Annotated in this window: 20 protein-coding genes; 11 read left to right on the forward strand and 9 right to left on the reverse strand. The window is 67.9% G+C overall.

Translation table 11 applies throughout. The annotated features are described in order from the left end of the window. Window positions 1-55: 55 nt before the first annotated feature. A complete protein-coding gene (locus V5G24_RS14625) occupies window positions 56-205 on the forward strand; it encodes a hypothetical protein (protein ID WP_394081705.1) in 150 nt (49 codons plus the stop codon). A 13-nt stretch (window positions 206-218) separates the two neighbouring features. Here the strand turns inward: V5G24_RS14625 and V5G24_RS14630 are convergent, their stop codons facing one another. Together V5G24_RS14630 and xseA are read right to left on the reverse strand one after the other, a co-directional pair. Continuing rightward, a complete protein-coding gene (locus V5G24_RS14630; RefSeq protein ID WP_394082112.1) occupies window positions 219-449 on the reverse strand; it encodes a DUF2093 domain-containing protein in 231 nt (76 codons plus the stop codon). A gap of 426 nt (window positions 450-875) precedes the next feature. Then, window positions 876-2,495: an exodeoxyribonuclease VII large subunit gene (gene xseA, locus V5G24_RS14635; RefSeq protein ID WP_394081703.1), complete on the reverse strand. Its 1,620-nt coding sequence runs from the start codon at window positions 2,493-2,495 to the stop codon at window positions 876-878. Between the two features lie 132 nt (window positions 2,496-2,627). Here xseA and purD point away from each other — a divergent pair, with 132 nt between their 5' ends. Together purD and V5G24_RS14645 are read left to right on the forward strand one after the other, a co-directional pair. Beyond that, a complete protein-coding gene (purD, locus tag V5G24_RS14640) occupies window positions 2,628-3,884 on the forward strand; it encodes a phosphoribosylamine--glycine ligase (RefSeq protein WP_394081701.1) in 1,257 nt (418 codons plus the stop codon). A 110-nt stretch (window positions 3,885-3,994) separates the two neighbouring features. Next, on the forward strand, window positions 3,995-4,894 hold the full coding sequence (locus V5G24_RS14645) for an alpha/beta fold hydrolase (RefSeq protein WP_394081699.1): 900 nt from the start codon (window positions 3,995-3,997) through the stop codon (window positions 4,892-4,894). A 518-nt stretch (window positions 4,895-5,412) separates the two neighbouring features. Here V5G24_RS14645 and V5G24_RS14650 read toward each other — a convergent pair. Continuing rightward, entirely contained in the window at window positions 5,413-5,841 is a 429-nt protein-coding gene (locus V5G24_RS14650) for a nucleoside deaminase (RefSeq protein WP_394082110.1), read from the reverse strand. A gap of 66 nt (window positions 5,842-5,907) precedes the next feature. Here V5G24_RS14650 and V5G24_RS14655 point away from each other — a divergent pair, with 66 nt between their 5' ends. Together V5G24_RS14655 and rsmD are read left to right on the forward strand one after the other, a co-directional pair. After that, complete coding sequence (locus tag V5G24_RS14655; protein ID WP_394081697.1) at window positions 5,908-8,271, forward strand: pseudouridine synthase; 2,364 nt, start codon at window positions 5,908-5,910, stop codon at window positions 8,269-8,271. Window positions 8,272-8,296: 25 nt separating this feature from the next. Next, entirely contained in the window at window positions 8,297-8,845 is a 549-nt protein-coding gene (gene rsmD, locus V5G24_RS14660; RefSeq protein ID WP_394081695.1) for a 16S rRNA (guanine(966)-N(2))-methyltransferase RsmD, read from the forward strand. 12 nt (window positions 8,846-8,857) lie between these two features. On the opposite strand, the gene V5G24_RS14665 is transcribed toward rsmD, so the two are convergent. After that, window positions 8,858-10,033, reverse strand: a complete 1,176-nt coding sequence (locus V5G24_RS14665) for a pyridoxal phosphate-dependent aminotransferase (protein WP_394081693.1) — start codon at window positions 10,031-10,033, stop codon at window positions 8,858-8,860. Window positions 10,034-10,278: 245 nt separating this feature from the next. On the opposite strand from V5G24_RS14665, the gene V5G24_RS14670 reads away from it, so the two are divergent. The 5 genes from V5G24_RS14670 (at window position 10,279) to accC (ending at window position 15,195) form a co-directional block, all read left to right on the forward strand. Next, window positions 10,279-11,715 (forward strand): M48 family metalloprotease, encoded by a 1,437-nt coding sequence (locus V5G24_RS14670; RefSeq protein WP_394081691.1) that lies wholly within the window; start codon window positions 10,279-10,281, stop codon window positions 11,713-11,715. Window positions 11,716-11,740: 25 nt separating this feature from the next. Next, window positions 11,741-12,505 (forward strand): DsbA family protein, encoded by a 765-nt coding sequence (locus tag V5G24_RS14675; RefSeq protein WP_394081689.1) that lies wholly within the window; start codon window positions 11,741-11,743, stop codon window positions 12,503-12,505. A 162-nt stretch (window positions 12,506-12,667) separates the two neighbouring features. Beyond that, entirely contained in the window at window positions 12,668-13,111 is a 444-nt protein-coding gene (aroQ, locus tag V5G24_RS14680) for a type II 3-dehydroquinate dehydratase (RefSeq protein ID WP_394081687.1), read from the forward strand. A 64-nt stretch (window positions 13,112-13,175) separates the two neighbouring features. Beyond that, the gene (gene accB, locus V5G24_RS14685) at window positions 13,176-13,649 is read left to right on the forward strand and encodes an acetyl-CoA carboxylase biotin carboxyl carrier protein (protein WP_394082108.1); all 474 of its coding nucleotides are present in this window, start codon (window positions 13,176-13,178) and stop codon (window positions 13,647-13,649) included. Window positions 13,650-13,830: 181 nt separating this feature from the next. Then, window positions 13,831-15,195, forward strand: a complete 1,365-nt coding sequence (accC, locus tag V5G24_RS14690; RefSeq protein ID WP_394081685.1) for an acetyl-CoA carboxylase biotin carboxylase subunit — start codon at window positions 13,831-13,833, stop codon at window positions 15,193-15,195. Between the two features lie 35 nt (window positions 15,196-15,230). On the opposite strand, the gene V5G24_RS14695 is transcribed toward accC, so the two are convergent. The 3 genes from V5G24_RS14695 to V5G24_RS14705 are packed head-to-tail and all read right to left on the reverse strand — an operon-like array spanning window position 15,231 to window position 18,824. Then, window positions 15,231-15,680, reverse strand: a complete 450-nt coding sequence (locus V5G24_RS14695; protein ID WP_394081683.1) for a DUF1810 domain-containing protein — start codon at window positions 15,678-15,680, stop codon at window positions 15,231-15,233. 52 nt (window positions 15,681-15,732) lie between these two features. Next, entirely contained in the window at window positions 15,733-17,070 is a 1,338-nt protein-coding gene (locus V5G24_RS14700) for an ABC transporter ATP-binding protein (protein WP_394081681.1), read from the reverse strand. 11 nt (window positions 17,071-17,081) lie between these two features. Continuing rightward, entirely contained in the window at window positions 17,082-18,824 is a 1,743-nt protein-coding gene (locus V5G24_RS14705; protein WP_394081679.1) for an ABC transporter permease, read from the reverse strand. Window positions 18,825-19,037: 213 nt separating this feature from the next. Here V5G24_RS14705 and aat point away from each other — a divergent pair, with 213 nt between their 5' ends. Next, window positions 19,038-19,715, forward strand: coding sequence for a leucyl/phenylalanyl-tRNA--protein transferase (gene aat / locus V5G24_RS14710; RefSeq protein WP_394081677.1), 678 nt, complete (start codon window positions 19,038-19,040; stop codon window positions 19,713-19,715). On the opposite strand, the gene V5G24_RS14715 is transcribed toward aat, so the two are convergent. Next, window positions 19,646-20,362 carry a DUF2155 domain-containing protein gene (locus tag V5G24_RS14715; protein WP_509292242.1) on the reverse strand — a complete coding sequence of 239 codons (717 nt, stop codon included), beginning with the start codon at window positions 20,360-20,362 and terminating at the stop codon, window positions 19,646-19,648. The two genes, aat and V5G24_RS14715, sit on opposite strands and share 70 nt — an antisense overlap. Before the next feature lie 256 nt (window positions 20,363-20,618). Further along, complete coding sequence (locus V5G24_RS14720) at window positions 20,619-21,029, reverse strand: NADH:ubiquinone oxidoreductase subunit NDUFA12 (RefSeq protein ID WP_394082106.1); 411 nt, start codon at window positions 21,027-21,029, stop codon at window positions 20,619-20,621. Between the last annotated feature and the right edge of the window lie 82 nt (window positions 21,030-21,111).

Here is a 21,111-nt window from a genome sequence, read left to right on the forward strand (position 1 = left end):
ATGGTTGCAGCGCCTGAAGCAGGTGTGCGCCATTGTCTGTCTTCGATCGCTCGTCATGGCCAGACTCGTCATGGCCGAGCTCGTCCCGGCCATCCATGCCGGGCCGACCGTGCGGGTCTTGGAAACCTGGCGCCAGCGGCGCTGCGTGGATGCACGGGACAAGCCCGTGCATGACGGCATCTCCGGCCGGGACGCCAAACCCTGAATGTCTTTCGCGACTAGCCCTGCTGCTGGCGGCGGATCTGGTTGACGCGCGTCAGCACGGCCTGCGGATCGATATAGGCTTCCTGGAGATCGACGCTCCAATAGCGCAGCTCGTCCAGCGCGATACCCTGGCCGGTCACGGCGCAGCGCACGAAGGTGCCGGGGCGCATAATGCGGAATTCGCCGTCCAGATAGCGCAGCTCGGCTTCGCCATTGCCTTCGGGAAAACGCTCGAATCTGTTCATCACGGGGAAAACAAGGCCTCATCTAGAGCGAATAACATAAGCCCAACCGGCGCCGACCGAAAGGGCCGTCGTTTAAATTGCTTGTGGTGAAGGCAAGAGCTCCTTCATAGGCTTGCCAAACGAGGTAGAGCGACCATTTCATGTGCGGAAGATAAGAAACGAGGTACGAAATGGCGGATGCTCATTACGTCGCTGTCATGATCACGGATGGCGGAATAGATCAGGGTCCTATCGATTTGAATGATGCAGTCGATGAAAATCACGCCAAATCTCTCGCTAAAGAGCGGGGTACCATTTGGCTAAATGAACGAGGCTTGACACTCGGAATTGTCCGCATCACACGCGGCGCTGTTTTAATGGATGTTAGTATCAGTTTATAATTTAGTTGTGCCGCAGATAGGGCAAATTTCGCCCTCGCATCCCTTGTCAAAGGTCGAACAGGCCGGGCTGGGATTTGGCCTTCTCGCCGCTCCGCGTCCGTGCGGGCTTCGGTCGCGACGGCGGGGCCATGCCCTGCCCGCCCGTGGGCGGAACGGGGGCGGTGCCGGCACCGTTCGCCACCACGCCGACGCGCCCGTCGGCGAATTCCAGTTCCAGCGCCGTGCCCGGTGCGACCGCCGAGGCGGCGCGCACGGCCATGCCCCGCGCATCGCGCACCAAAGCGAAGCCGCGCTTCAGCACGCCCTTATAGGACAAGGCGCCCAGCACCTGGGCGGCGCTCGAAAGCTGGCGCCGCCGCTCGCGCAGCAGGATGCGCGCCGCCCGGGTCGCGCGGTCGCCAAGCCCCTCCAGCCGGTCGCGATTGCGGGCGATGTGGACGCGCTGCGCGCGCCGGGCCGCATCGAGGCCGGTGCGGATCGCGGAAAAGCGTTCGCGCTTGCGCTCCACCGCCCGCCGCAGGCAGCGCTCCAGATTCGCCCCAAGGCTTTCCGAACGTTCCCGCGCGCGCTCCAGCCGCGCCTTCAGGCTGGACGGGGACAGCCGCGCGCTCGCCTTCTGGAACCGGATGCGATGGGCGAAAGCGTTGGCCCGCAAGGCCCGGGGCAGCCGGCCGGACGCCGCATCGAGCCGCTGGCGGGGAATCGCGAGAAGCGCATCGGCGGAGGGCAGCAGGCGCGCGAGAGCGCGCAATTCGCCGCGCCGGCGCTCCAGCAGGCGCAAGGGCGCCGCCATGAGCCGGCCGCCCAGCCCCTCCACCGCCACCAGCAGATCCGCCCGCACCGGCACCACCATTTCGGCGGCGGCGGTGGGGGTCGGCGCGCGCACGTCGGCGGCAAAATCGATCAGCGTCACGTCCGTCTCATGGCCGACGGCGGAAACGAGGGGAATCGCGCTTTCGGCGGCGGCGCGCACCACCGCCTCCTCGGAAAAGCCCAGTAGGTCTTCCAGCGAGCCGCCCCCGCGCGCGACGATGATCACGTCCGGCCGGGGCACCGGCCCACCCTCGGGCAGCGCATTGAAACCGCGAATGGCGGCCGAGACTTCCGCCGCGCAGGTCTCGCCCTGCACCCGCACCGGCCACACCACCACCCGGCGCGGAAAACGGTCCGCGAGGCGATGCAGGATGTCGCGGATGACGGCGCCGGTGGGCGAAGTGACGATGCCGATGACGTTCGGCAGATAGGGCAGCAGCGCCTTGCGCGCGGGATCGAACAGGCCTTCGGTGGCGAGGCGGCGCTTGCGCTCCTCCAGCATGGCCATGATGGCGCCGGCCCCGGCGAATTCCAGGGATTCGATGATGATCTGATAGCCCGACTTGCCGGGATAGGTGGTGAGGCGCCCGATGGCGATCACCTCCAGCCCCTCTTCGGGCCGCAGCTTGAGGCGGGCAAAATTGCCCTTCCACACCACGGCATCGAGCCGGGCGCCCTCGTCCTTCAGCGAGAAATAAGCATGGCCCGAGGAATGCGGGCCGCGGTAACCGGAAATTTCGCCCCGCACGCGGACATGGCCATAGGCCTCCTCCACCGTGCGGCGGAGCGCGGCGGAGAGTTCCGAAACGCTCCATTCGGGAGCATTGGCATGGGGTTCGGGCAGTTGGACCATCGACTCACATCGCTGCATATGATCTTGGCAAGAGCATAGCGGCACCATCTCATATGCGGCGAGCGCAATGCCTGCCCCCTTGTTTGGAAGCCCGCAAGCCGATAGCCAAGTTAAAAAGGGAGATGACGCCGCATGAATGTGCTTCTGCTCGGTTCCGGTGGCCGCGAGCATGCCCTCGCCTGGAAGCTCGCGCAGAGCCCTAGCATTGCTCAGCTCTATGCCTTGCCCGGCAATCCCGGCATCGCGGACCATGCCGAGCTGGTGGAAGGCATAGCGCTCTCGGCCCACGACACGCTGGTAACGTGGTGCCAGAAGAACGGCATCGCCCTAGTGGTGGTCGGCCCCGAGGCACCGCTGGTGGCGGGCCTGGTGGATCGGCTGGCGGAAGCCGGCATCCCTGCCTTCGGACCGACGGCCGCCGCCGCCCGGCTGGAGGGCTCCAAGCTCTTCACCAAGGAATTGTGCCGCGCCCACGGTATTCCCACCGCCGCCTTCGCCCGCTTCACCAAGCCGGAAGCCGCCTGGGCCCATGTGACCACCGAGGGCGCGCCCATCGTCATCAAGGCCGACGGCCTGATGGCCGGCAAGGGCGTCGTGGTCGCGCTGACGGTGGAGGAAGCCATCGCCGCCATCGACCAGGTGTTCGCCGGCGGCGGGCAGGAAGTGCTGATCGAGGAATTCATGGAGGGCGAGGAGGCCAGCCTGTTCTGCCTCGTCGACGGGGAAACCGTCATTCCCTTCGGCAGCGCCCAGGACCACAAGCGCGCGTTCGACGGCGATCTCGGCCCCAACACCGGCGGCATGGGCGCCTATTCCCCCGCCCCGGTGCTCACTGCCGAGCTGGAAGCGCGGGCGATCGCGGAAATCGTCGTGCCCACCGCGCGCGCCATGGTGGCCGAGGGCAGCCCCTATCGCGGCATCCTCTATGCCGGCCTCATGCTGACGCAGAGCGGGCCGAAACTTGTGGAATATAATTGCCGCTTCGGCGATCCGGAATGCCAGGTGCTGATGCCGCGCCTGGAGAGCGACCTTCTCGCCCTGCTCAACGCCGCCGCCCACGGCGAACTCGCCGGCGCCGCGCCGCAATGGTCGCGGAAGAGCGCCATCGCGGTGGTCTACGCCAGCCGCGGCTACCCCGGCCCGCACCAGACCGGCTCGGAAATCCGCGGCATCGAGGCGGCCGAGAAGGAAGAGGGCGTGATCGTCTTCCAGGCCGGCACCAAGCGGTCGGGCGCCAAGATCGTGTCCAACGGCGGGCGGGTGCTGAACGTCACCGCCACCGGCGACACGCTGCGCGAAGCCCGCGACCGGGCCTATCGCGCCGCCGCCCGCATCGACTGGCCGGACGGCTTCTATCGCAACGATATCGGCTGGCGCGCCCTGGACTGAGGGCCCTTCGCGCCGGCGGGCGAGGCGCTGGCCCTCGCCCTGCGGCCGTGTCACCTTGCGGCCTGCCATTGCCGCCCTCCATTGCCGCTCTCCTCGCGCGGAGCATGACCATGCCCGATCTCGCCGACTTATTTCCCGGCTTCTCGTCCCACAATGTGGACACGCCCGCCGGCCGCCTGTTCGCGCGCACCGGCGGCGAGGGGCCGCCGGTGCTTCTGCTGCACGGCTATCCCCAGACCGGCGTGATGTGGCATCGCGTGGCGGGCGAGCTTGCGAAAACCCATCGCCTTATCATTCCCGACCTGCCCGGCTATGGCTGGAGCGCGGCGCCAGCGCCGGGCAAGGACCATGCGCCTTATTCCAAGCGCGCCACCGCCGCCGCCCTGGTGGCGCTGATGGAAACACTCGGCCATGCCCACTTCGCTTTGGCGGGACATGATCGCGGGGCGCGGGTTGGCTATCGGCTGGCGCTCGATTCCCCCGGCCGGGTGGACCGGCTCGCGGTGCTGGATATCGTGCCCACGCTTGCCATGTGGCACGGCATGGACCGGGCCCGTGCGCTCCAAGTGTATCATTGGGCCTTCCTCGCCCAGCCCCATCCGCTGCCGGAAACCCTGATCGGCGGACATCCGCGCTTTTATCTCGACCATACCCTGGCGAGCTGGACCGCCGCGAAGGATCTCTCCGCCTTCGATGCGCGGGCACTCGCCCATTATCGCGCGGCCTATTCATCACCCGACCATATCCGCGCCATGTGCGAGGATTATCGCGCCGGCGCCACCATCGATCTTGCCCATGACGAGGCCGACCTTGCCGCCGGCCGGGTGATCGAATGTCCGGTGTTCGCGATCTGGGGCGCCCATGGCATTCCGAGCCGCGGCGTCACCCCACTGGGTGCTTGGCGGGTGTTCGCGCCGAAGATCGAGGGGCAGGCCGTGGAGGCCGGCCATTTCCTGTGCGAGGAAAACCCCGAGGCAACGCTGAAGGCGCTGCAGGGCTTTTTGGGCTGAGGGTTTTGCGCTTCGGCTGCGGACGGCGCGCAGCCCCCTCACCCGTCCGCTGCGCGGCCGACCTCCCCCCACGGGGAGAGGTGAGACGGAAAGGCTGGGTTTTAAGACTGGCCCTTCCCATCACGCCAGCTTGCCCCCTCTCCCCCACGGGGAGAGGGCTGGGGCGAGGGGTGTTCAAGCCAAGCGCCCCCCTCACCCGTCCGCTGCGCGGCCGACCTCTCCCCCACGGGGAGAGGTGAGATGGACAGGCTGGGTTTTAAGACCGATCTTTCCCACCACGCCAGCCCGCCCCCTCTCCCCGACGGGGAGAGGGCTGGGGTGAGGGGTGTTCAAGCCGCGGCCGCGCGCAGCCCCCTCACCCGTCCGCTGCGCGGCCGACCTCTCCCCCACGGGGAGAGGTGAGACGGAGAGGCCGGGCTTTAAGACTGGCCCTTCCCATCACGCCAGCTTGCCCCCTCTCCCCCACGGGGAGAGGGCTGGGGTGAGGGGGCCGCCGCCGCTATCGAACCCACCGCCCTTCAGCGCCGGTCCTTGAAAAACGCGCGCAGCACGTCGGCCGCCTGACGCTCGGCGATGCCGCCATAGACTTCCGGCGCATGATGGCAGGTGGGCTGCGTATAGAAGCGCGGGCCGCTCTCCACCGCGCCGCCCTTGGGATCGGGCGCGCCGTAATACAATCTGCGGATGCGGGCGAACGAGATCGCCGCCGCGCACATGGCGCACGGCTCCAGCGTCACATAGAGATCGCAGGACAAAAGCCGCTCGGCGCTGAGAATTTTCGCCCCGGCGCGCAGCACCTGCATTTCCGCGTGTGCGGTGGGATCGGACAATTCGCGCGTGCGATTGCCGTCGCGGGCGACCACGGTCGAACCCCGCACCAGCACCGCGCCGACCGGAACTTCGCCCCGTTCGGCCGCCGCGCGCGCCTCATTGAGCGCCATCTGCATGAAAGTCTCGCCCAACCCGCGCTCCTGCACCTCGTGTCGCCGCACGGTTCGTGCTATCGGCCTTCCATGCCCCGTACACAACCTCCCCGCAAGGACAAGAACCGCGTCCCGCGCGACAAGCGCGCGTTGCCGCAGGCCAAGACCAATGACGCCGAGCGCGTCGCAAAGGTGATCGCACGCGCAGGCCTCGGCTCGCGGCGCGAGATCGAAACCTGGATCGAGGCCGGGCGGATCGCCGTCAACGGCATCGTCCTCACCAGCCCCGCCTTCACCGTGACGGAAAAGGACGCCATCCAGGTGGACGGCCAGCCGCTGCCGGAGCGCGAGCGCACCCGTCTTTACCTCTACCATAAGCCCAAGGGCGTGGTGACCACCAACCGCGACCCGGAAGGCCGCACCACCCTGTTTGAAATCCTGCCGAAGGGCCTGCCGCGCCTCGTCAGCGTCGGGCGGCTCGATCTCAATTCGGAAGGCCTGCTCCTGCTCACCAATGACGGCGGGCTCGCCCGCGCGCTGGAGCTGCCGGAAACCGGCTGGCTGCGCCGCTATCGCGTGCGCGCCAACGGCGCCATCGACCAGGCCAAGCTCGACGCCCTCATGGGCGGCATCACGGTGGAAGGCATCGAATACGGCCCCATCGAAGCCACGCTGGACCGGGTGCAGGGGGCGAATGCCTGGATCAGCGTATCGCTGCGCGAAGGCAAGAATCGCGAAGTGCGCAACGTGCTCGCCGCCCTCGGCATGCGCGTGAACCGCCTGATCCGCGTCTCCTACGGGCCGTTCCAATTGGGCGACGTGCCCGAGAACGGCATCGAGGAGGTGCGCACGCGCATCCTGCGCGACCAGCTCGGCGAGGAACTCGCCACCGCCGCCGGGGTGGATTTCGACGCGCCCATGTTCGAGCGTGCGATGGAAGAAGCCCAGCGCTTCACCCCGCGCCCCGAGGATCTGGACGATCGCCCGGTCCGCCGGGCGCCCACGCGCCGCGACACGATATCCGTGCGGCACGATACGGAAATCGAGCATCGCGGCCGCTCGCGCCATCCCCATGGCGATGGGGACAGCGAAGGCGGCGCATTCCGTGTGCGCAGCCGCCGCAAGGACGAGCGCGAAACCGTCAGCGCCGGAACCGTCGCCGACCGCAAGGGCCGGCAGGTGAAGGTGGAACGCTTCGTGCCCGAGCCGCAGGAAGAGCGCTTTGCCGAGCGGTCCGACACCCGCCGCCCGGCGCGGCCCGGCATGGGCCAGAAGTTCGGCCCGCGCCCGTCGCGTCCCGAGGGTCGCTTCAGGAGCGACGAGGAGCGCCCGCGCGCGGCCCGTCCCGAGGAAGGCGGCCACAAGCGCGGCGCCGCCCGGTTCACCCGCGAGGACAACCGCGACGGCGCGCCTGCACGCGCTCCGCGCCGGGAAGGGGTCGGCGCTTCGCCGCATAAGCCGATCTTCGGCCGCGGCCGCCCTGAAGGCGCCGAAGGCGGTTTCCGCCGCGAAGGTGGCGAACGCGGCTTCCGCCGCGAGGGTGGCGCCGGCAAGCCGGGCGGCTTCCGCTCGGATCGCGCGGAACGTCCCAAGCCCTTCAGCGCCGACCGGCCGGAACGCGCCCCCCGCCGCGACGACCGGCCCGAATATGGCGACAAGCGCCCGCCGCGCCGCGAAGGTGGCGCCGGCAAGCCGGGCGGCTTCCGCTCGGATCGCGCGGAGCGCTCCAAACCCTTCAGTGCCGACCGGCCCGAGCGCGCCCCGCGCCGCGACGATCGCCCGGCCTATGACGACAAGCGTCCGCCGCGCCGCGAAGGTAGTGCCGGCAAGCCGGGCGGCTTCCGCTCGGAGCGCACCGAACGTCCCCGCCCCTTCAGTGCCGACCGGCCCGAACGCGCCCCGCGTCGCGATGAGGCGGGCCGCAGCGAGCGCCCGCGTGGCGGCGGCTTTGCCGAGCGCGGACGGGGTCCGGAGGACGTCGGCTTTTCCGGCGCCCGTCCCCAGCGACCCGACGCCCCGCGGGGCCGCGGCAGTTTCGGCGATCGCCCGCCGCGCGAGGGTAATGAGCGCGGTGGATTCGGTGGCGGCAAAGCGCGTGGCGCTTACGGTACGGACAAGCCGCGCAGCGCCTACGGGACAGAAAAACCGCGCGGCTCTTATGGGACAGACAAGCCGCGCAGCAGCGGCGGCCCGCGTGGCGCGGCGGGCGCGGAACGTCCGCGCGGCGAATTCGGCACCGGACCGGGGCGCGAACGTCCGGCCGGCAAGCCCGGATTTGCCGGCGGGCGGCCGCGCGCCGGCGGCGCTGAAGGCGGCGAGCGCACCGGCTTTCGTCCCGGCGGCAAGGCCGGCCCTGGCGGCCCCAAGCGCCCCGGCTTCGGCGGCCCGAAAGGCGGCGCGCGTCCCGGTGGCGCACCGCGTGGAAAGCCCTCGGCCCCGCGCAAGCGGGACTGAGGCGGTACGCGAGAGCTGATGCAGCATGCGCATCGTCGGCGGCCTCCATCGCGGACGGGCTCTGAAAAGCCCGTCCGGCAGCGCCACCCGGCCCACCACGGACCGGCTGCGCGAGGCGCTCTTCAACGTGCTCGCCCATGCCTATGACGACGCGGCCGACGGCGCGCGCGTGCTGGATCTGTTCGCCGGCACCGGCGCGCTGGGCCTGGAAGCGCTCTCGCGCGGGGCGGCCTTCGCCTTATTCGTGGAAGATGCGGTGGAGCCGCGCGCGGTGATCCGCACCAATGTGGAGACGCTGGGCCTCACCGGGGTGACGCGCATCTTCCGCCGCGACGCCACCAAGCTCGGCGCCATGGGGCCGGGCGAACCTTATTCGCTCGTGTTCTGCGACCCGCCCTATGGCAAGGGCCTCGCCGAGCTTGCGCTGGCCTCGGCGCGGACCGGCGGCTGGCTCGCGCCCGGCGCCCTGCTGGTGGTGGAGGAGAAGGCGGGCGCTTTCACCACGCCCGAAGGCTTCCGCGAGCTGGAGCGCCGCCGCTATGACGAGACCGAGCTGACAATTCTCTCGGCCTGATATTCCCGCTGATCATTCCGCCTTCAGGAACGCGCCCACGCGCTCCACCGCCTCGCGCATATCCGGCGCGGAACCGGCATAGGAGAAGCGCAGGAACTGGCGGCCGCGGAACGGGTCGAAATCCACACCCGGCGTCACCGCCACCTGCACCGCATCGAGCATGCGCGAGGCAAAGGCGTGCGAATCGCCGGTGAAGGCCGAGACGTCGGCATAGAGATAGAAGGCGCCGTCGGCCGGCAGGAAATGGTGCAGCCCCACACGCGGCAGCCCCTCCACCAGGATGCGCCGGTTCTCCTCATAACCGTGCTTGACCGCTTCCATCTCCGCGCGCCCGTCGAAGGCGGCCTCGGCGGCGACCTGCGAGAGCGTCGGCACGGAGATGGAGAAATTCTGCTGCAACCGCTCCATGGTGCGCGACAAGCCGGGCGGCACCACCATCCAGCCCACGCGCCAGCCGGTCATGCAGAAATATTTCGAGAAGGAATTAATGATCACCGCATCCTCAGCGATCTCGGCCGCGCTCACGGCCGGAAACGCATAATCGAGGCCGTGATAGATCTCATCCGAGACGAAGCGCAGGCCAAGGTCGCGGGCGCAGGCCATCAGCGCCGTGAGCGCTTCGCGGTCCATCATGGTGCCGGTGGGATTGGCGGGGCTCGCCACCAGCACGCCCTTGAGCGGCTTTTCCCGGTGCGCGGCGATCAGGCTTTCGGGCGTCAGGGCGAATCGGTCCTCGGCGCGGGTCTCGATCAGCACCGGCTCGCAGCCGAGCGCGGACAGCACGTGCCGATAGGGCGGATAGCCCGGCGCGGCGATGGCGACGCGGTCGCCGGCCTCGAACAAAGCGAGAAAGGCGAGGATGAAGCCGCCGGATGAGCCATTCGTGACCACCACCCGCTCGGGATCGAGCGCAAGGCCGTGCACCTCGCCATAATGCCGGGCGATGCGCGCCCGCAGCCCGGGAAGGCCGAGCGCGGCCGTGTAACCCACCTGCCCGGCCTGAAGAAATGCCGCTGCGGCATTGCGCGCGCTGAGCGGCGCGGGAGCGGCCGGCTGGCCGACTTCCAGATGGATCACCCGCGCGCCCGCCCGTTCCAGCCGCGCGGCATGCTCCATCACGTCCATGACGATGAAGGGCGCCACCGCGCTACGGCGGGAGGCAAACTCGAAATCGGACGCGAGACCCATGATCCAATCCTGCCCTGCGGGCGTTTTGCCCTGGCGCGCCGCCGTGCTCTCGCCGCAATCGCACGTTGGGTAAGAGGCTCGTCGCCCCAACGTGAACGGGGGTGCATTGACCGCAGCCGCCGGCCCGTGTTCCTTCGTTTCGTATCGTGTCTGCCGGCGTCCGCCAAGGGTGCGGTGCTGGCGCCCATTGGCGGGGCGATGGGCAGGCGTCTCCGGTTCTAAGCGAAAGAGAGCACGCGCGTTCGATGAGCTTGACGGCCAGTCCTTCCCGTCCCCTGTCCGGCATCGCGCAGCGCCTTGCCGGGGCGTGCGGCCATGGCCTTGCACTGCTCGCCGCGGCCCTCTTCTGCACGCCCCTTGTGCACGCACAGGAAAGCGGCGCCAAGCCGCGCACCCAGATCATCCGCGACGCCGAGATTGAGGAATTGCTGCGCGACTACACGCGCCCGGTGCTGAAGGCGGCGGGGCTGGCGCAGCAGAATGTGGAAGTCGTGCTGATCGGAGACCGCGCCTACAACGCCTTCGTGGCCGACGGAAAGCGCATCTTCATCAATGTCGGCGCTTTGATGGATTCGGATACCCCGAACCAGATCATCGGCGTGCTCGCCCACGAAACCGGCCATATCGCCGGCGGGCATCTGGCGCGCATGCGCGAGCAGATCGCCGGCGCGCAGACCATGGCCATCGTGGCCATGCTGCTGGCCGGCGCCGGCGTCGCGGCGGGGGCGGTCACGGGCTCGAGCGGCCTCGGCAGCGCGGCGGCCGGCGCCATGACCGCACCGCAGGAGATGATCCGCCGCTCGCTTTTGTCCTACCAGCGCGGCGAGGAGCAGGCGGCCGACCGCTCGGCGGTGAAATATCTCAACGCCACCCACCAGTCCGCCAAGGGCATGATCGAGACCTTTCAGCGCTTCCAGAACGAGCAATTGTTCATCAGCCAGCGGGTCGATCCCTATCTGCTGAGCCATCCCATGGCGCGCGAGCGCATCGCCGCGCTGGAGGAGCTGGCCAAGGCGAGCCCCTATTACAACACCAAGGATTCGCCCGCCCTCCAGGCCCGGCACGACATGATGCGGGCGAAGCTCTTCGGCTTCGTCGAGCGGCCCGACGTGGTCTACCGGCGCTATCCGCTGAACGACACCTCCCTGCCCGCGCAATATGCCCGCGCCATTTCCGCCTATCGCTTCGGCAATGTGAATGATGCTGTGGCCAAGATCGACGCTTTGGTGGCCAAGCAGCCGTCCAATCCCTATTTCCTGGAATTGAAGGGCCAGGCGCTGCTGGAAGCCGGCCGCGCCGGCGCGGCGGTGCCGCCCCTGAAGCAGGCGGTGAGCATGACCAACGGCAATCCGCTGATCCGCGCCATGCTCGGGCAGGCGCTCGTCCAGTCGGGCAATCCGGCCTATACGGACGAGGCGATCCGCGAATTGTCGTTCGCCACCCAGCGCGACCCCAATTCCGCCACGGGATGGCGCTCCTTGGCGCAGGCCTATGGGCGCAAGGGTGATCTCGCCAACGCCGACCTGGCGTCGGCGCAGGCCGCCTTCGCCTCCGGTGATTTCAAGACCGCGCGGGAGCTCGCCGCCCGCGCCCGTACACGCTTTCCCAAAGGTACCCCCGGCTGGCTGAAATCCGACGACATCGTCAATTTCAAGCCGCCCGCCACCGCCCAGCGTCGATAGACGCCGTTACTGACTGGAGATTTCGATGCTGTCCCGCCTTGGCCCGCGCGCCGCCCTTGCCGCCTTCGCCGCGCTCGCGCCGGCCCTGGCCCTCGTCACGCCCGCCGCCGCCTTCACCGACGCCGAGAAGGCGGAGATGGGCCCCGTCATCCGCGACTATCTGCTGAAGAATCCGGAAGTGCTCCAGGAGGCCATCACCGTGCTGGAAAGCCGGCAGCAGCAGGCGGAAAGCGCCGGCCGCAAGGATGCGCTGGTGAAAATGAAGGATCTGGTCTTCAACAGCCCGCGCGGCGTGGTGGTCGGCAATCCCAAGGGCGACGTCACCCTGGTCGAGTTCTTCGATTACAATTGCGGCTATTGCAAACACGCCCTGGCTGACATGAACGCCCTCATGAAGGCCGACCCGAACCTGAAGATCGTGCTGCGCGAATTCCCGGTGCTCGGACCGGGCTCGGTTGAAGCCGCGCAGGTGGCGGTGGCGGTGCGCATGGTGGCGCCCGAGAAATATCTCGCCTTCCACGAGGCCCTGCTCGGCGGCAAGGGCCCGGCCGACCGCGCCCGCGCGCTCACGGCGGCGAAGGAGGTCGGCATCGACCCCGCGCTGATCCAGAAGCAGGCCACCTCGCCGGAGCTGAACGCGACCCTGGATGAAAGCATGAAGATCGCCCAGGCCCTCGGCCTCAACGGCACGCCGAGCTTCGTCGTCGGCGACGACGTGATCGTGGGCGCGGTCGGCTTCGACAAGCTGAAGAGCGCGGTGGACGCGGTGCGCAAGCCGGTCGCCAATTGAGGCACACGCTTTTTCGCGCCGGATCGCCCCTGAACCCCGCGTCGCGCCCCCGCGCGGCGCGCTTCGGCGGTGTATTGCGCGCAACGGCGCTTTTCATGTCGCACCGGGACCCCTATAACCCCGTGGCCCGGCTTGGCCGGGTTCACGGCTGAACGGTCACGGATGCCCGATACCATCCACGTCCTGAACGGACCCAATCTCAATCTGCTCGGCACGCGGGAACCCGCGATATATGGCGCCGCGACGCTCGCGGACGTCGAGGCCCTGTGCCGTGCCGCCTGCGAGAGCCATGGCCTGGACCTCGTGTTTCGCCAGACGAACCACGAGGGCATGCTGGTGGAGCATATCCAGGAGGCGCGCGGCGCCTTTGGCATCGTGCTGAACGCGGCGGCCTATACCCACACCTCGGTCGCGGTGCGCGACGCCATTGGCGGTTGCGGCGTGCCGACGGTGGAAGTGCACCTGTCCAACGTTTTCGCCCGCGAAGACTTCCGCCACCATTCCTATATTTCCCCGGTTGCGCGCGGGGTGATCTGCGGCTTCGGCCCGCAGAGCTACGTGCTCGGCATCGCGGCCCTCGCCGCGGGCCGGACCAGACCCGCATGACCCGCACGAATATCCGCAAGGAGCCCTTGTGCGGCCGCCCAGGCCACACGATCGCAGGACCATGATGAAACCCAGCAAAACCCCCATCGACACCGCGCTGGTGCGCGAAATCGCCAAGCTTCTGTCGGACTCCGACCTGACCGAGATCGAGGTGCAGCAGGACGCGCTGCGCATCCGCGTGGTGCGCACCCCCGCCGCCGTCACCATCGCCGCGCCCGCCCAGGGCTATGCGCCGGTGCACGCCGCCGCCCCGGCACCGGCGGACGCCGCGCCGCTCGCGACGCCGACCGATTTCTCCAAGCATCCCGGCGTCCTCTCCTCCCCCATGGTGGGCACCGCCTATCGCGCCTCCGAGCCGGGCGCGCCCGCGTTCGTCGAGCTGGGCACGGTGGTGAAGGAGGGCCAGACGGTCCTGATCATCGAGGCCATGAAGACCATGAACGCCATTCCGGCCCCCCATGCGGGCACGGTGACGCGCATCCTGGTGGAGAACGGCCAGCCGGTGGAATATGGCGAGCCGCTGATCGTCATCGAGTGAGCGGGCGCCAAAGCGCACGTCTCGCCCGGTCGACAAGGTGCCGCGCGCCCCGGTTCCCCGCACTCGCCAGCGCGCCGCGACGCCGGCACGGCGCAGGCCGGGCGGGCCGGAACAGGGCGCGCAGCCATAAGCTTCAAGACCAATTTCAAGACCAGTTTCAGGTGAAAGCAGGCATCCTCAGATGTTCCAGAAAATCCTGATCGCCAATCGCGGCGAGATCGCCTTGCGCATCCTGCGGGCCTGCAAGGAATTGGGGATCGCCACCGTCGCCGTGCATTCCACCGCCGATGCCGACGCCATGCATGTGCGCCTCGCCGACGAGAGCGTGTGCATTGGCCCGCCCGCCGCGCGCGAAAGCTATCTCAACATCCCGTCCCTGCTCGCCGCGTGCGAGATCACGGGCGCGGACGCGGTGCATCCCGGCTACGGGTTCCTGGCGGAGAACGCCCGGTTCGCGGAGATCCTCGCGGACCACAAGATCCATTTCATCGGCCCCAAGGCCGAGCACATCCGCATCATGGGCGACAAGATCGAGGCCAAGCGCACCGCGCAGCGGCTCGGCATTCCCGTGGTGCCGGGTTCGGAAGGCGGCATCCATTCGGACGAGGAGGCGCACCGCGTCGCCAAGGAGATCGGATTCCCGGTCCTGGTGAAGGCGGCGGCCGGCGGCGGCGGGCGCGGCATGAAGGTGGCGATGACCGAGGAGGATCTCTCCACGGCGCTTTCCACCGCCCGCACCGAGGCCAAGGCCGCGTTCGGCGACGATGCGGTCTATCTGGAAAAATATCTCTCCACCCCGCGCCATATCGAAATCCAGGTGCTCGGCGACGGCAAGGGCCATGCGGTGCATCTCGGCGAGCGCGATTGCTCGCTCCAGCGCCGGCACCAGAAGGTGTGGGAGGAAGCCCCCTCCCCGGCGCTCACCCCCGCGCAGCGCGAGGAAATCGGCGAGACCGTCGCCAAGGCCATGCGCGAGCTGCAATATCTCGGCGTCGGCACGGTCGAGTTCCTGTATGAGAATGGGCAGTTCTATTTCATCGAGATGAACACCCGCATCCAGGTGGAGCACCCCGTGACCGAGATGGTCACCGGCATCGACCTCATCAACGAGCAGATCCGCGTTGCTGCCGGCGAGCCGCTGACCATCCAGCAATCGGACGTGGTGATCGAGGGCCATGCCATCGAATGCCGGGTGAATGCCGAGCATCCGAGCACCTTCCGCCCCTCGCCCGGCCGCATCACCCATTATCACGTGCCGGGCGGCCTTGGCATCCGGGTCGATAGCAATGCCTACCAGGGCTATGTCATCCCGCCCCATTATGACTCGCTGGTGGGCAAGCTGATCGTCCACGGCAAGACCCGGGCGGAATGCCTCAACCGCCTGCGCCGGGCGCTGGACGAGTTCGTCGTGGACGGCATCGACACCACCTTGCCGCTGTTCCGCGTGCTGGTGCGCACCCACGACATCGCGGAAGGCCGCTACGACATCCACTGGCTGGAGCATTTCCTGGCCGAGGGCGAAGGATCAGACAAGGCCGTGCGCTAAGCGCGGCTTTCCCGGCTGCACAGTCGGACCGGATCTCAGTCGAACCCGAGCAGAGCGAGCGTCGCCGGATCCGCATCCCCGCCGAAATGCCGGTCCAGCGCCGCCCGGAAGACGTCGTCGCCCTCCTCCGCCTCGCCTGTCTCTGCCGCCTTGGCGAACAAGGTCATGCAGGAGTGGAATTTCAGATCGTCCGGCGTGCCGAAAATGGCCGATAGGCTGCGCCCCTCATGCGTCTCCACCGCCTGCGTACAAGCGATGAGACGGGGGCCGAGCAGCGGGTGCGCCAGAAAGGCGCGCGCTTCCGCGAGGGAGGAGATGCCGTAGAATGCGGCGGTCGGCGAATGTCCGAGCCCGCGCATCTGCGGAAACACGAACCACATCCAATGGCTGCGCTTGCGGCCCGCGCGAAGCTCGGCCAGCGCCTGTTCGATCACGCCGTGCTGCGCCTCGACGAAGCGGGCGAGAGAGAATTCATCCTGTGCCATGCTCCCTCCTGCCTTTGGGGCCGCGGGCCGTGCGGCACGACTTGCCGCCCGCTCAATCCTCCTCGCCCAGGCTGAATTGCTGCAATTGCTCGTCATAGGCGAAGCTTTCGCCATAGCGCGCCCAGGTGATGACCGCGCGCAGGGATTCGTCGGCGAATTCCTCCGACATATGATCTTCCAGCTCATCCTCGAAGCGCGACCAGGGCGCCTTGTGGCTCGGCCGCTCCTCCAGCACATGGCGGATGTGGGCGGCGAGCGGCACGTGGGCGAGGAGATGCTTGGCGAACAAGTCCTTGCGGTCGTCGATATCGGCGGCGGCAAACGCCCGGCCGGCTTCGGTGAGCAGGATATCGCCGCTCTGCACGTCGGCGAAGCGCAGGATCTGGAGCGTTTCCGCGATCGGGAACAGCGCGTCGGCCGGCATGTTCAGGCTGTCGGCGAGCGCCGGAAGGTCCGCCCGCCCGTTATAGGGCGCGTCGGTCAGTTCCTCCAGCAGGCCCGCGAGCACGTTGGTGGACACCGCCGTCAGCGGCGTCGTGATGGTGATGTCCTGCCCCTGGCCCTGCTCCGCGCCCGGCTTGTTCAGTTCGGCGCCCGGGCCGTCGCGATTGGTCATGCGCGAATAGATCTCTTCCACCAGCGCGCGGAACTCCGGCGCCAGGCGGTCGCGCGGATGGGCGAGCGGGATCGGCATCTCGTGCGCGACCCGGCCGGGGTTGGAGGAGAAGATCAGGACGCGGTCGCACATCAGCACCGCTTCCTCGATATTATGGGTCACGATCAGGATCGACTTGATGGGCAATGCGCCCTCGGTCCACAAATCGATGATGTCCGTGCGCAGGGTTTCTGCGGTCAGCACGTCGAGGGCGGAGAAGGGCTCATCCATCAGCATCAGGCGCGGATGGACCACGAGCGCCCGGGCAAAGCCCACGCGCTGGCGCATGCCGCCGGACAATTCCTTGGGATAGGCGCTCTCGAACCCGCCGAGGCCGATCAGATCGATCGCCTGTTCGGCGCGGCGGCGGCGCTCGGCCATCTCGATGCCGATGGCCTCAAGGCCGATCTCCACATTCTGGAGCACGGTGAGCCAGGGAAACAGGGCGAAGGTCTGGAACACCATGGAGATGCCCCGCGCCGGCCCGTCCAGCTTGCGGCCGCACCAGGTCACCTCGCCCGAGACCGGCGTGGTCAGGCCGGAAATGATCCGCAGCAGCGAGGACTTGCCCGAGCCCGAGCGGCCGAGCAGGCCGACGATCTCGCCTTCCTGAATCGCCAGCGAGACGTCATCGAGCACCAGGAAGCGGTTGTTGTCGCTCTTGCGATACGACTGGACCACATGGGACACCGACAGCATCGGCGTGGTCGCGGCCGGGGACGTGGTTTCGAGCATGGGAGGTCTCCTCAGTCGAGCCGCAGGCGGCGGGCCGCGAAGGTGAACAAAGGTCGCCACAACACCCGGTTGAAGGCGATGACATAGAGCGACATGATCGCGATGCCGAGCGTGATGCGCGGGAAATCCGCCGCCGTGGTGGCGTCCGCGATATAGGCCCCGAGGCCCTCCGCGCGCAGGGTCGTGTTGCCCCAGCTCGCCACTTCCGCAACGATACTGGCGTTCCAGGAGCCACCGCTCGCAGTCAGCGCGCCGGTGACATAATAGGGGAACACGCCGGGCAGGATCACCTTGGTCCACCAGTGCCAGCCGCGGATATGGAAGGCGGAGGCCGCCTCGCGCATGTCGCCGGGAAACGCGCTCGCGCCGGCGATCACATTGAACAAAATGTACCATTGGGTCCCGAGGATCATCAGCGGCGAGAGCCAGATGTTCGGGTCGAGCCCCAGCGCCACGATGCCCACCACCGCGAACGGAAATACGATATTGGCCGGGAACGCGGCCAGGAACTGGGCCAGCGGCTGCACCGCCGTCGCCACCTTCGGGTTGAGGCCGATCCACACGCCGATCGGCACCCAGACCAGCGAGGCGAGGAAGATCAGCACCGCCACCCGCAGCAAGGTGAGGAAGCCGAGATAGAGCACATGCACCACCTCGCCGCCCGCGACCTCGGTGGCGACGAAGGCGACGATCACCCACAGGCTGTAGAGCGCGGCCAAGATCACGAGACCCGCCCAGATGCGGTCCATGGTGCGGCTGCCCCAGGCCTTGTGCACCTCATGCGGCACCCGCACCGGCGCGCGCAGCGGCATGCGGCCGAGCGCCCGCGCGAGGCTGCCGAGGGGCGAGAGCACGATGCGGAAATAATGCGCCCGCTTGACGAGATCGAGCACCCAGGACCGCGGCGGCGGCCCGCCGGCCGATTGCTCGAAGCGGAATTTCTCCGCCCACGCCACCAGCGGGCGGAACAGCAGCTGATCGTACAACAGGATGATCACCAGCATGGCCAGCACCGCATAGGCGACGGCCGCGATGTTCTGGTCGGCGATTGCCGTGGCGACATAAGCGCCGATGCCCGGCAATGTAATGGTGGTATTGCCCACCGAGATCGCTTCCGAGGCCACCACGAAGAACCAGCCGCCGGACATGGACATCATGGTGTTCCACACCAGCCCCGGCATGGAGAACGGCACTTCCAGACGCCAGAAGCGCTGCCAGCCGGTGAGGCCGAATCCGTCGCAGACCTCCTCCAGGTCGCGCGGCAGCGTCTTCATGGACTGGTAGAAGCTGAAGGTCATGTTCCATGCTTGGCTGGTGAAGATGGCGAACACCGCCGCCAGTTCCACCCCCAGCACCTGGCCGGGGAATAGGCCCATGAAGAAGACCACGGTGAAGGATAGAAATCCCAGCACCGGCACCGACTGGAGAATGTCGAGAATGGGAATCAGCACCATTTCGGCGCGCCGGCTTTTTGCGGCGATGGCGCCATAAATGAAGGTGAACACCAGCGAGGCGACGATCGCGGCCAGCATGCGCAGCGTGGTGCGCAGGGCATATTCCGGCAGCATCGCCGGATCCAGCGAGATCGGCGTCTGCTGCAATTGCGCGATCGGAACCAGCGTCTCCTGCGTGCCATGGGTGAACAGCGCGAACAGCGCGAAAATCACCGCGAAGGCGAAGATGTCGAAAATGGAGAACCGGTGCTGCCGCACAGGGTTGGACTCGTTTCCGGCACCAGCTGGCTGAAAAAGCATGGCAGGCCCACCGCGCAGAGGAGGATGCAAGCGGTTCACACCGAGGTGAACATCAGGGGCAGTAGCGCGCCCGCATGACAAATGCACTACGCATTTGCAAGGCGCCGGCCGGATCTCGACAGGACGCACGCACGCCCATGTTCGGCCGGTTCAGCGGCACCGGCGGCAAAGCGCCACATCCTCGCTCAACTTATATGCGCCATCAATGGAGCCATGAGCCGACCCAACGAACCGATCGTCGAAATCACCCCGGATGTGCTGCTGAAGGCCTATGCCTGCGGCATCTTTCCCATGGCCGAAAGCGCGGACGATCCCGGCCTCTATTGGATCGAGCCGGAGCGGCGGGGCGTGTTTCCCCTCGACGGGCTGAAAATCTCCTCGCGCCTCGCCCGCACCATCCGATCGGACAAGTTCGAGATAAGGGTCGATCACGATTTCGAAGCGGTCATCGACGGCTGTGCCGCGCCTCAGGAGGGCCGCGCCAAGACCTGGATCAATGCCCGCATCCGCCGGCTCTACGGGGAATTATTCATGCGCGGCCGCTGCCATACGGTGGAAGCCTGGCGCGACGGCCGGCTGGTGGGCGGGCTTTATGGCGTGCGGCTCGGCGGCGCGTTTTTCGGCGAGAGCATGTTCCACATCGAGCGGGATGCCTCGAAAGTGGCGCTGGTGCATCTTGTGGCACGCCTCAAGGCCGGCGGCTTCCGCCTACTCGACACCCAGTTCGTGACCAGCCACCTGGAAAGCCTCGGCGCCATCGAGATTAGCCGGCGCCAATATCACCGGCAGCTGGAACAGGCGCTGGACGTGGAAGGCGATTTCTATTTCTGGCCGGCGGCCTTGCCGGTGGCGGGCGGGGTGGCCTTGCAGTCGGTCAGCCAGACGTCATAGATCGGGTGCTCCACGCCGTGCAGGCCGGGACTGGAGGCGAACATCCAGCCGGTGAAGATGCGCTTCGCCTCGCCCTTGAGGGTGATTTCGTTCACTTCGGTGAAGCTGGTGGTGTTCTGCGTCTCCGTGGGCGGGCGCGTGTAGCACACGCGCGGCGTCACCTGGAGCGCGCCGAACTGCACGGTTTCGCCGATTCCCACCTCGAACGAGGTGATGCGGCCGGTGATCTTGTCGAGCCCGGCATAGACCGCGGTGCGATTGGAAATCCGCTCCGGCGGCGGCTGCACCACCACCACATCCCCGGAATCCCCCGGCGCTGAGGGCGTTCCGGCGGCGGGCGGCTGCGCCACGGAGGGTGCGGGCAATTGCCCCTGTCCAGGCGGGCGGGGAGAGCCGGGCGGCGGCAATTGGGGTGCCGAAGGCCGCTGAGGGGACGCGGGATATCCCGGCGGCAACGCGCCGTTCGGCGCGGGGGCGGTTGAACTGCCGAAGCCGCTCGGCGGCGCCAGCGGCGCCGATTCGATACCGGTGCGGCTCTGCGCCAGCGCCGGACCGGCGGCGCAAAGCCCGATGACGAGCGCGACGCCGGCCTTCAGCCGCGATAACGGAGGAAACAGCCGACACGCATCGAATTGGACTTTGACCATGAAAACGCAGACCCGAACATGCCGAGGGCGGAGCCCGTTCCCCGCGTTGCACTGGCGTCCGGCGGACGGCGCGCCGTCCAAGCCATTCCTCGATGCACGCGGCACGGTGAAGCGCACCCAATTCCCTGCTGGTTATCACCTGCAATGCGGCGCTGCGAGGGCGAATCGCGCATGCCGGAACGAAAGCGCGGGATCAAAGCCCGCACCCGCAGGCCCCATCGCCGCCCGCCTCAAAGCGCGAGCGGCGGACGCGCAGTCACTCGCCCGGTGCCCACGCTTTATAATCGCCCGTGACTTCGGGACGGTTGCGGCCGCCGGGAAACGCGCCCTTGGGCCGATAGGCGGCGGGCGAGCCAGTCATGTTCCGCAGATGCGGCTTCTGCCAGTCGCGCGGGGTGTAGGATTCCTCGGTGGGCGGGGTGTCGGTGCGATGGTGAATCCAGCCGTACCAGCCGGTTGGGATGGTCGTGCTGTCGGCATAGCCGGGATAGATCACCCAGCGGCGTTCAAACCCCAATTGCGGATCTATGGCGCCGCCCTTGGTGCGGAAATAACGGTTGCCCGCCTCATCCTGCCCCACGAACTCGCCAAAGCGACGGGTCCACAGCATGGTGCCGACCGTCTGCTTATTCCACCAGGTGAACACATAGAGCAGGAACTCTTTCACGGCCCACGCCTCGCTGCTTGACGCCTCGCCCTTGATCGCGCGGACCATGCCACCGCGCCCCGGCGGTGTCCACCGAGCGGAA

This window comes from Roseixanthobacter finlandensis (genome assembly GCF_043195105.2).
GTDB lineage: Bacteria > Pseudomonadota > Alphaproteobacteria > Rhizobiales > Xanthobacteraceae > NCEH01.

Coding starts and splice junctions, on each gene's coding strand:
- rsmD (WP_394081695.1), top strand. CDS start 8,297: ATGCGCATCGTCGGCGGCCTCCATCGCGGACGGGCTCTGAAAAGCCCG.
- V5G24_RS14705 (WP_394081679.1), bottom strand. CDS start 18,824: ATGCTTTTTCAGCCAGCTGGTGCCGGAAACGAGTCCAACCCTGTGCGG.
- accC (WP_394081685.1), top strand. CDS start 13,831: ATGTTCCAGAAAATCCTGATCGCCAATCGCGGCGAGATCGCCTTGCGC.
- V5G24_RS14630 (WP_394082112.1), bottom strand. CDS start 449: ATGAACAGATTCGAGCGTTTTCCCGAAGGCAATGGCGAAGCCGAGCTG.
- V5G24_RS14715 (WP_509292242.1), bottom strand. CDS start 20,362: ATGGTCAAAGTCCAATTCGATGCGTGTCGGCTGTTTCCTCCGTTATCG.
- V5G24_RS14665 (WP_394081693.1), bottom strand. CDS start 10,033: ATGGGTCTCGCGTCCGATTTCGAGTTTGCCTCCCGCCGTAGCGCGGTG.
- xseA (WP_394081703.1), bottom strand. CDS start 2,495: ATGGTCCAACTGCCCGAACCCCATGCCAATGCTCCCGAATGGAGCGTT.
- V5G24_RS14700 (WP_394081681.1), bottom strand. CDS start 17,070: ATGCTCGAAACCACGTCCCCGGCCGCGACCACGCCGATGCTGTCGGTG.
- aroQ (WP_394081687.1), top strand. CDS start 12,668: ATGCCCGATACCATCCACGTCCTGAACGGACCCAATCTCAATCTGCTC.
- V5G24_RS14650 (WP_394082110.1), bottom strand. CDS start 5,841: ATGCAGATGGCGCTCAATGAGGCGCGCGCGGCGGCCGAACGGGGCGAA.
- V5G24_RS14670 (WP_394081691.1), top strand. CDS start 10,279: ATGAGCTTGACGGCCAGTCCTTCCCGTCCCCTGTCCGGCATCGCGCAG.
- V5G24_RS14655 (WP_394081697.1), top strand. CDS start 5,908: ATGCCCCGTACACAACCTCCCCGCAAGGACAAGAACCGCGTCCCGCGC.
- V5G24_RS14645 (WP_394081699.1), top strand. CDS start 3,995: ATGCCCGATCTCGCCGACTTATTTCCCGGCTTCTCGTCCCACAATGTG.
- purD (WP_394081701.1), top strand. CDS start 2,628: ATGAATGTGCTTCTGCTCGGTTCCGGTGGCCGCGAGCATGCCCTCGCC.
- V5G24_RS14625 (WP_394081705.1), top strand. CDS start 56: ATGGCCAGACTCGTCATGGCCGAGCTCGTCCCGGCCATCCATGCCGGG.
- V5G24_RS14675 (WP_394081689.1), top strand. CDS start 11,741: ATGCTGTCCCGCCTTGGCCCGCGCGCCGCCCTTGCCGCCTTCGCCGCG.
- V5G24_RS14695 (WP_394081683.1), bottom strand. CDS start 15,680: ATGGCACAGGATGAATTCTCTCTCGCCCGCTTCGTCGAGGCGCAGCAC.
- aat (WP_394081677.1), top strand. CDS start 19,038: ATGAGCCGACCCAACGAACCGATCGTCGAAATCACCCCGGATGTGCTG.
- accB (WP_394082108.1), top strand. CDS start 13,176: ATGAAACCCAGCAAAACCCCCATCGACACCGCGCTGGTGCGCGAAATC.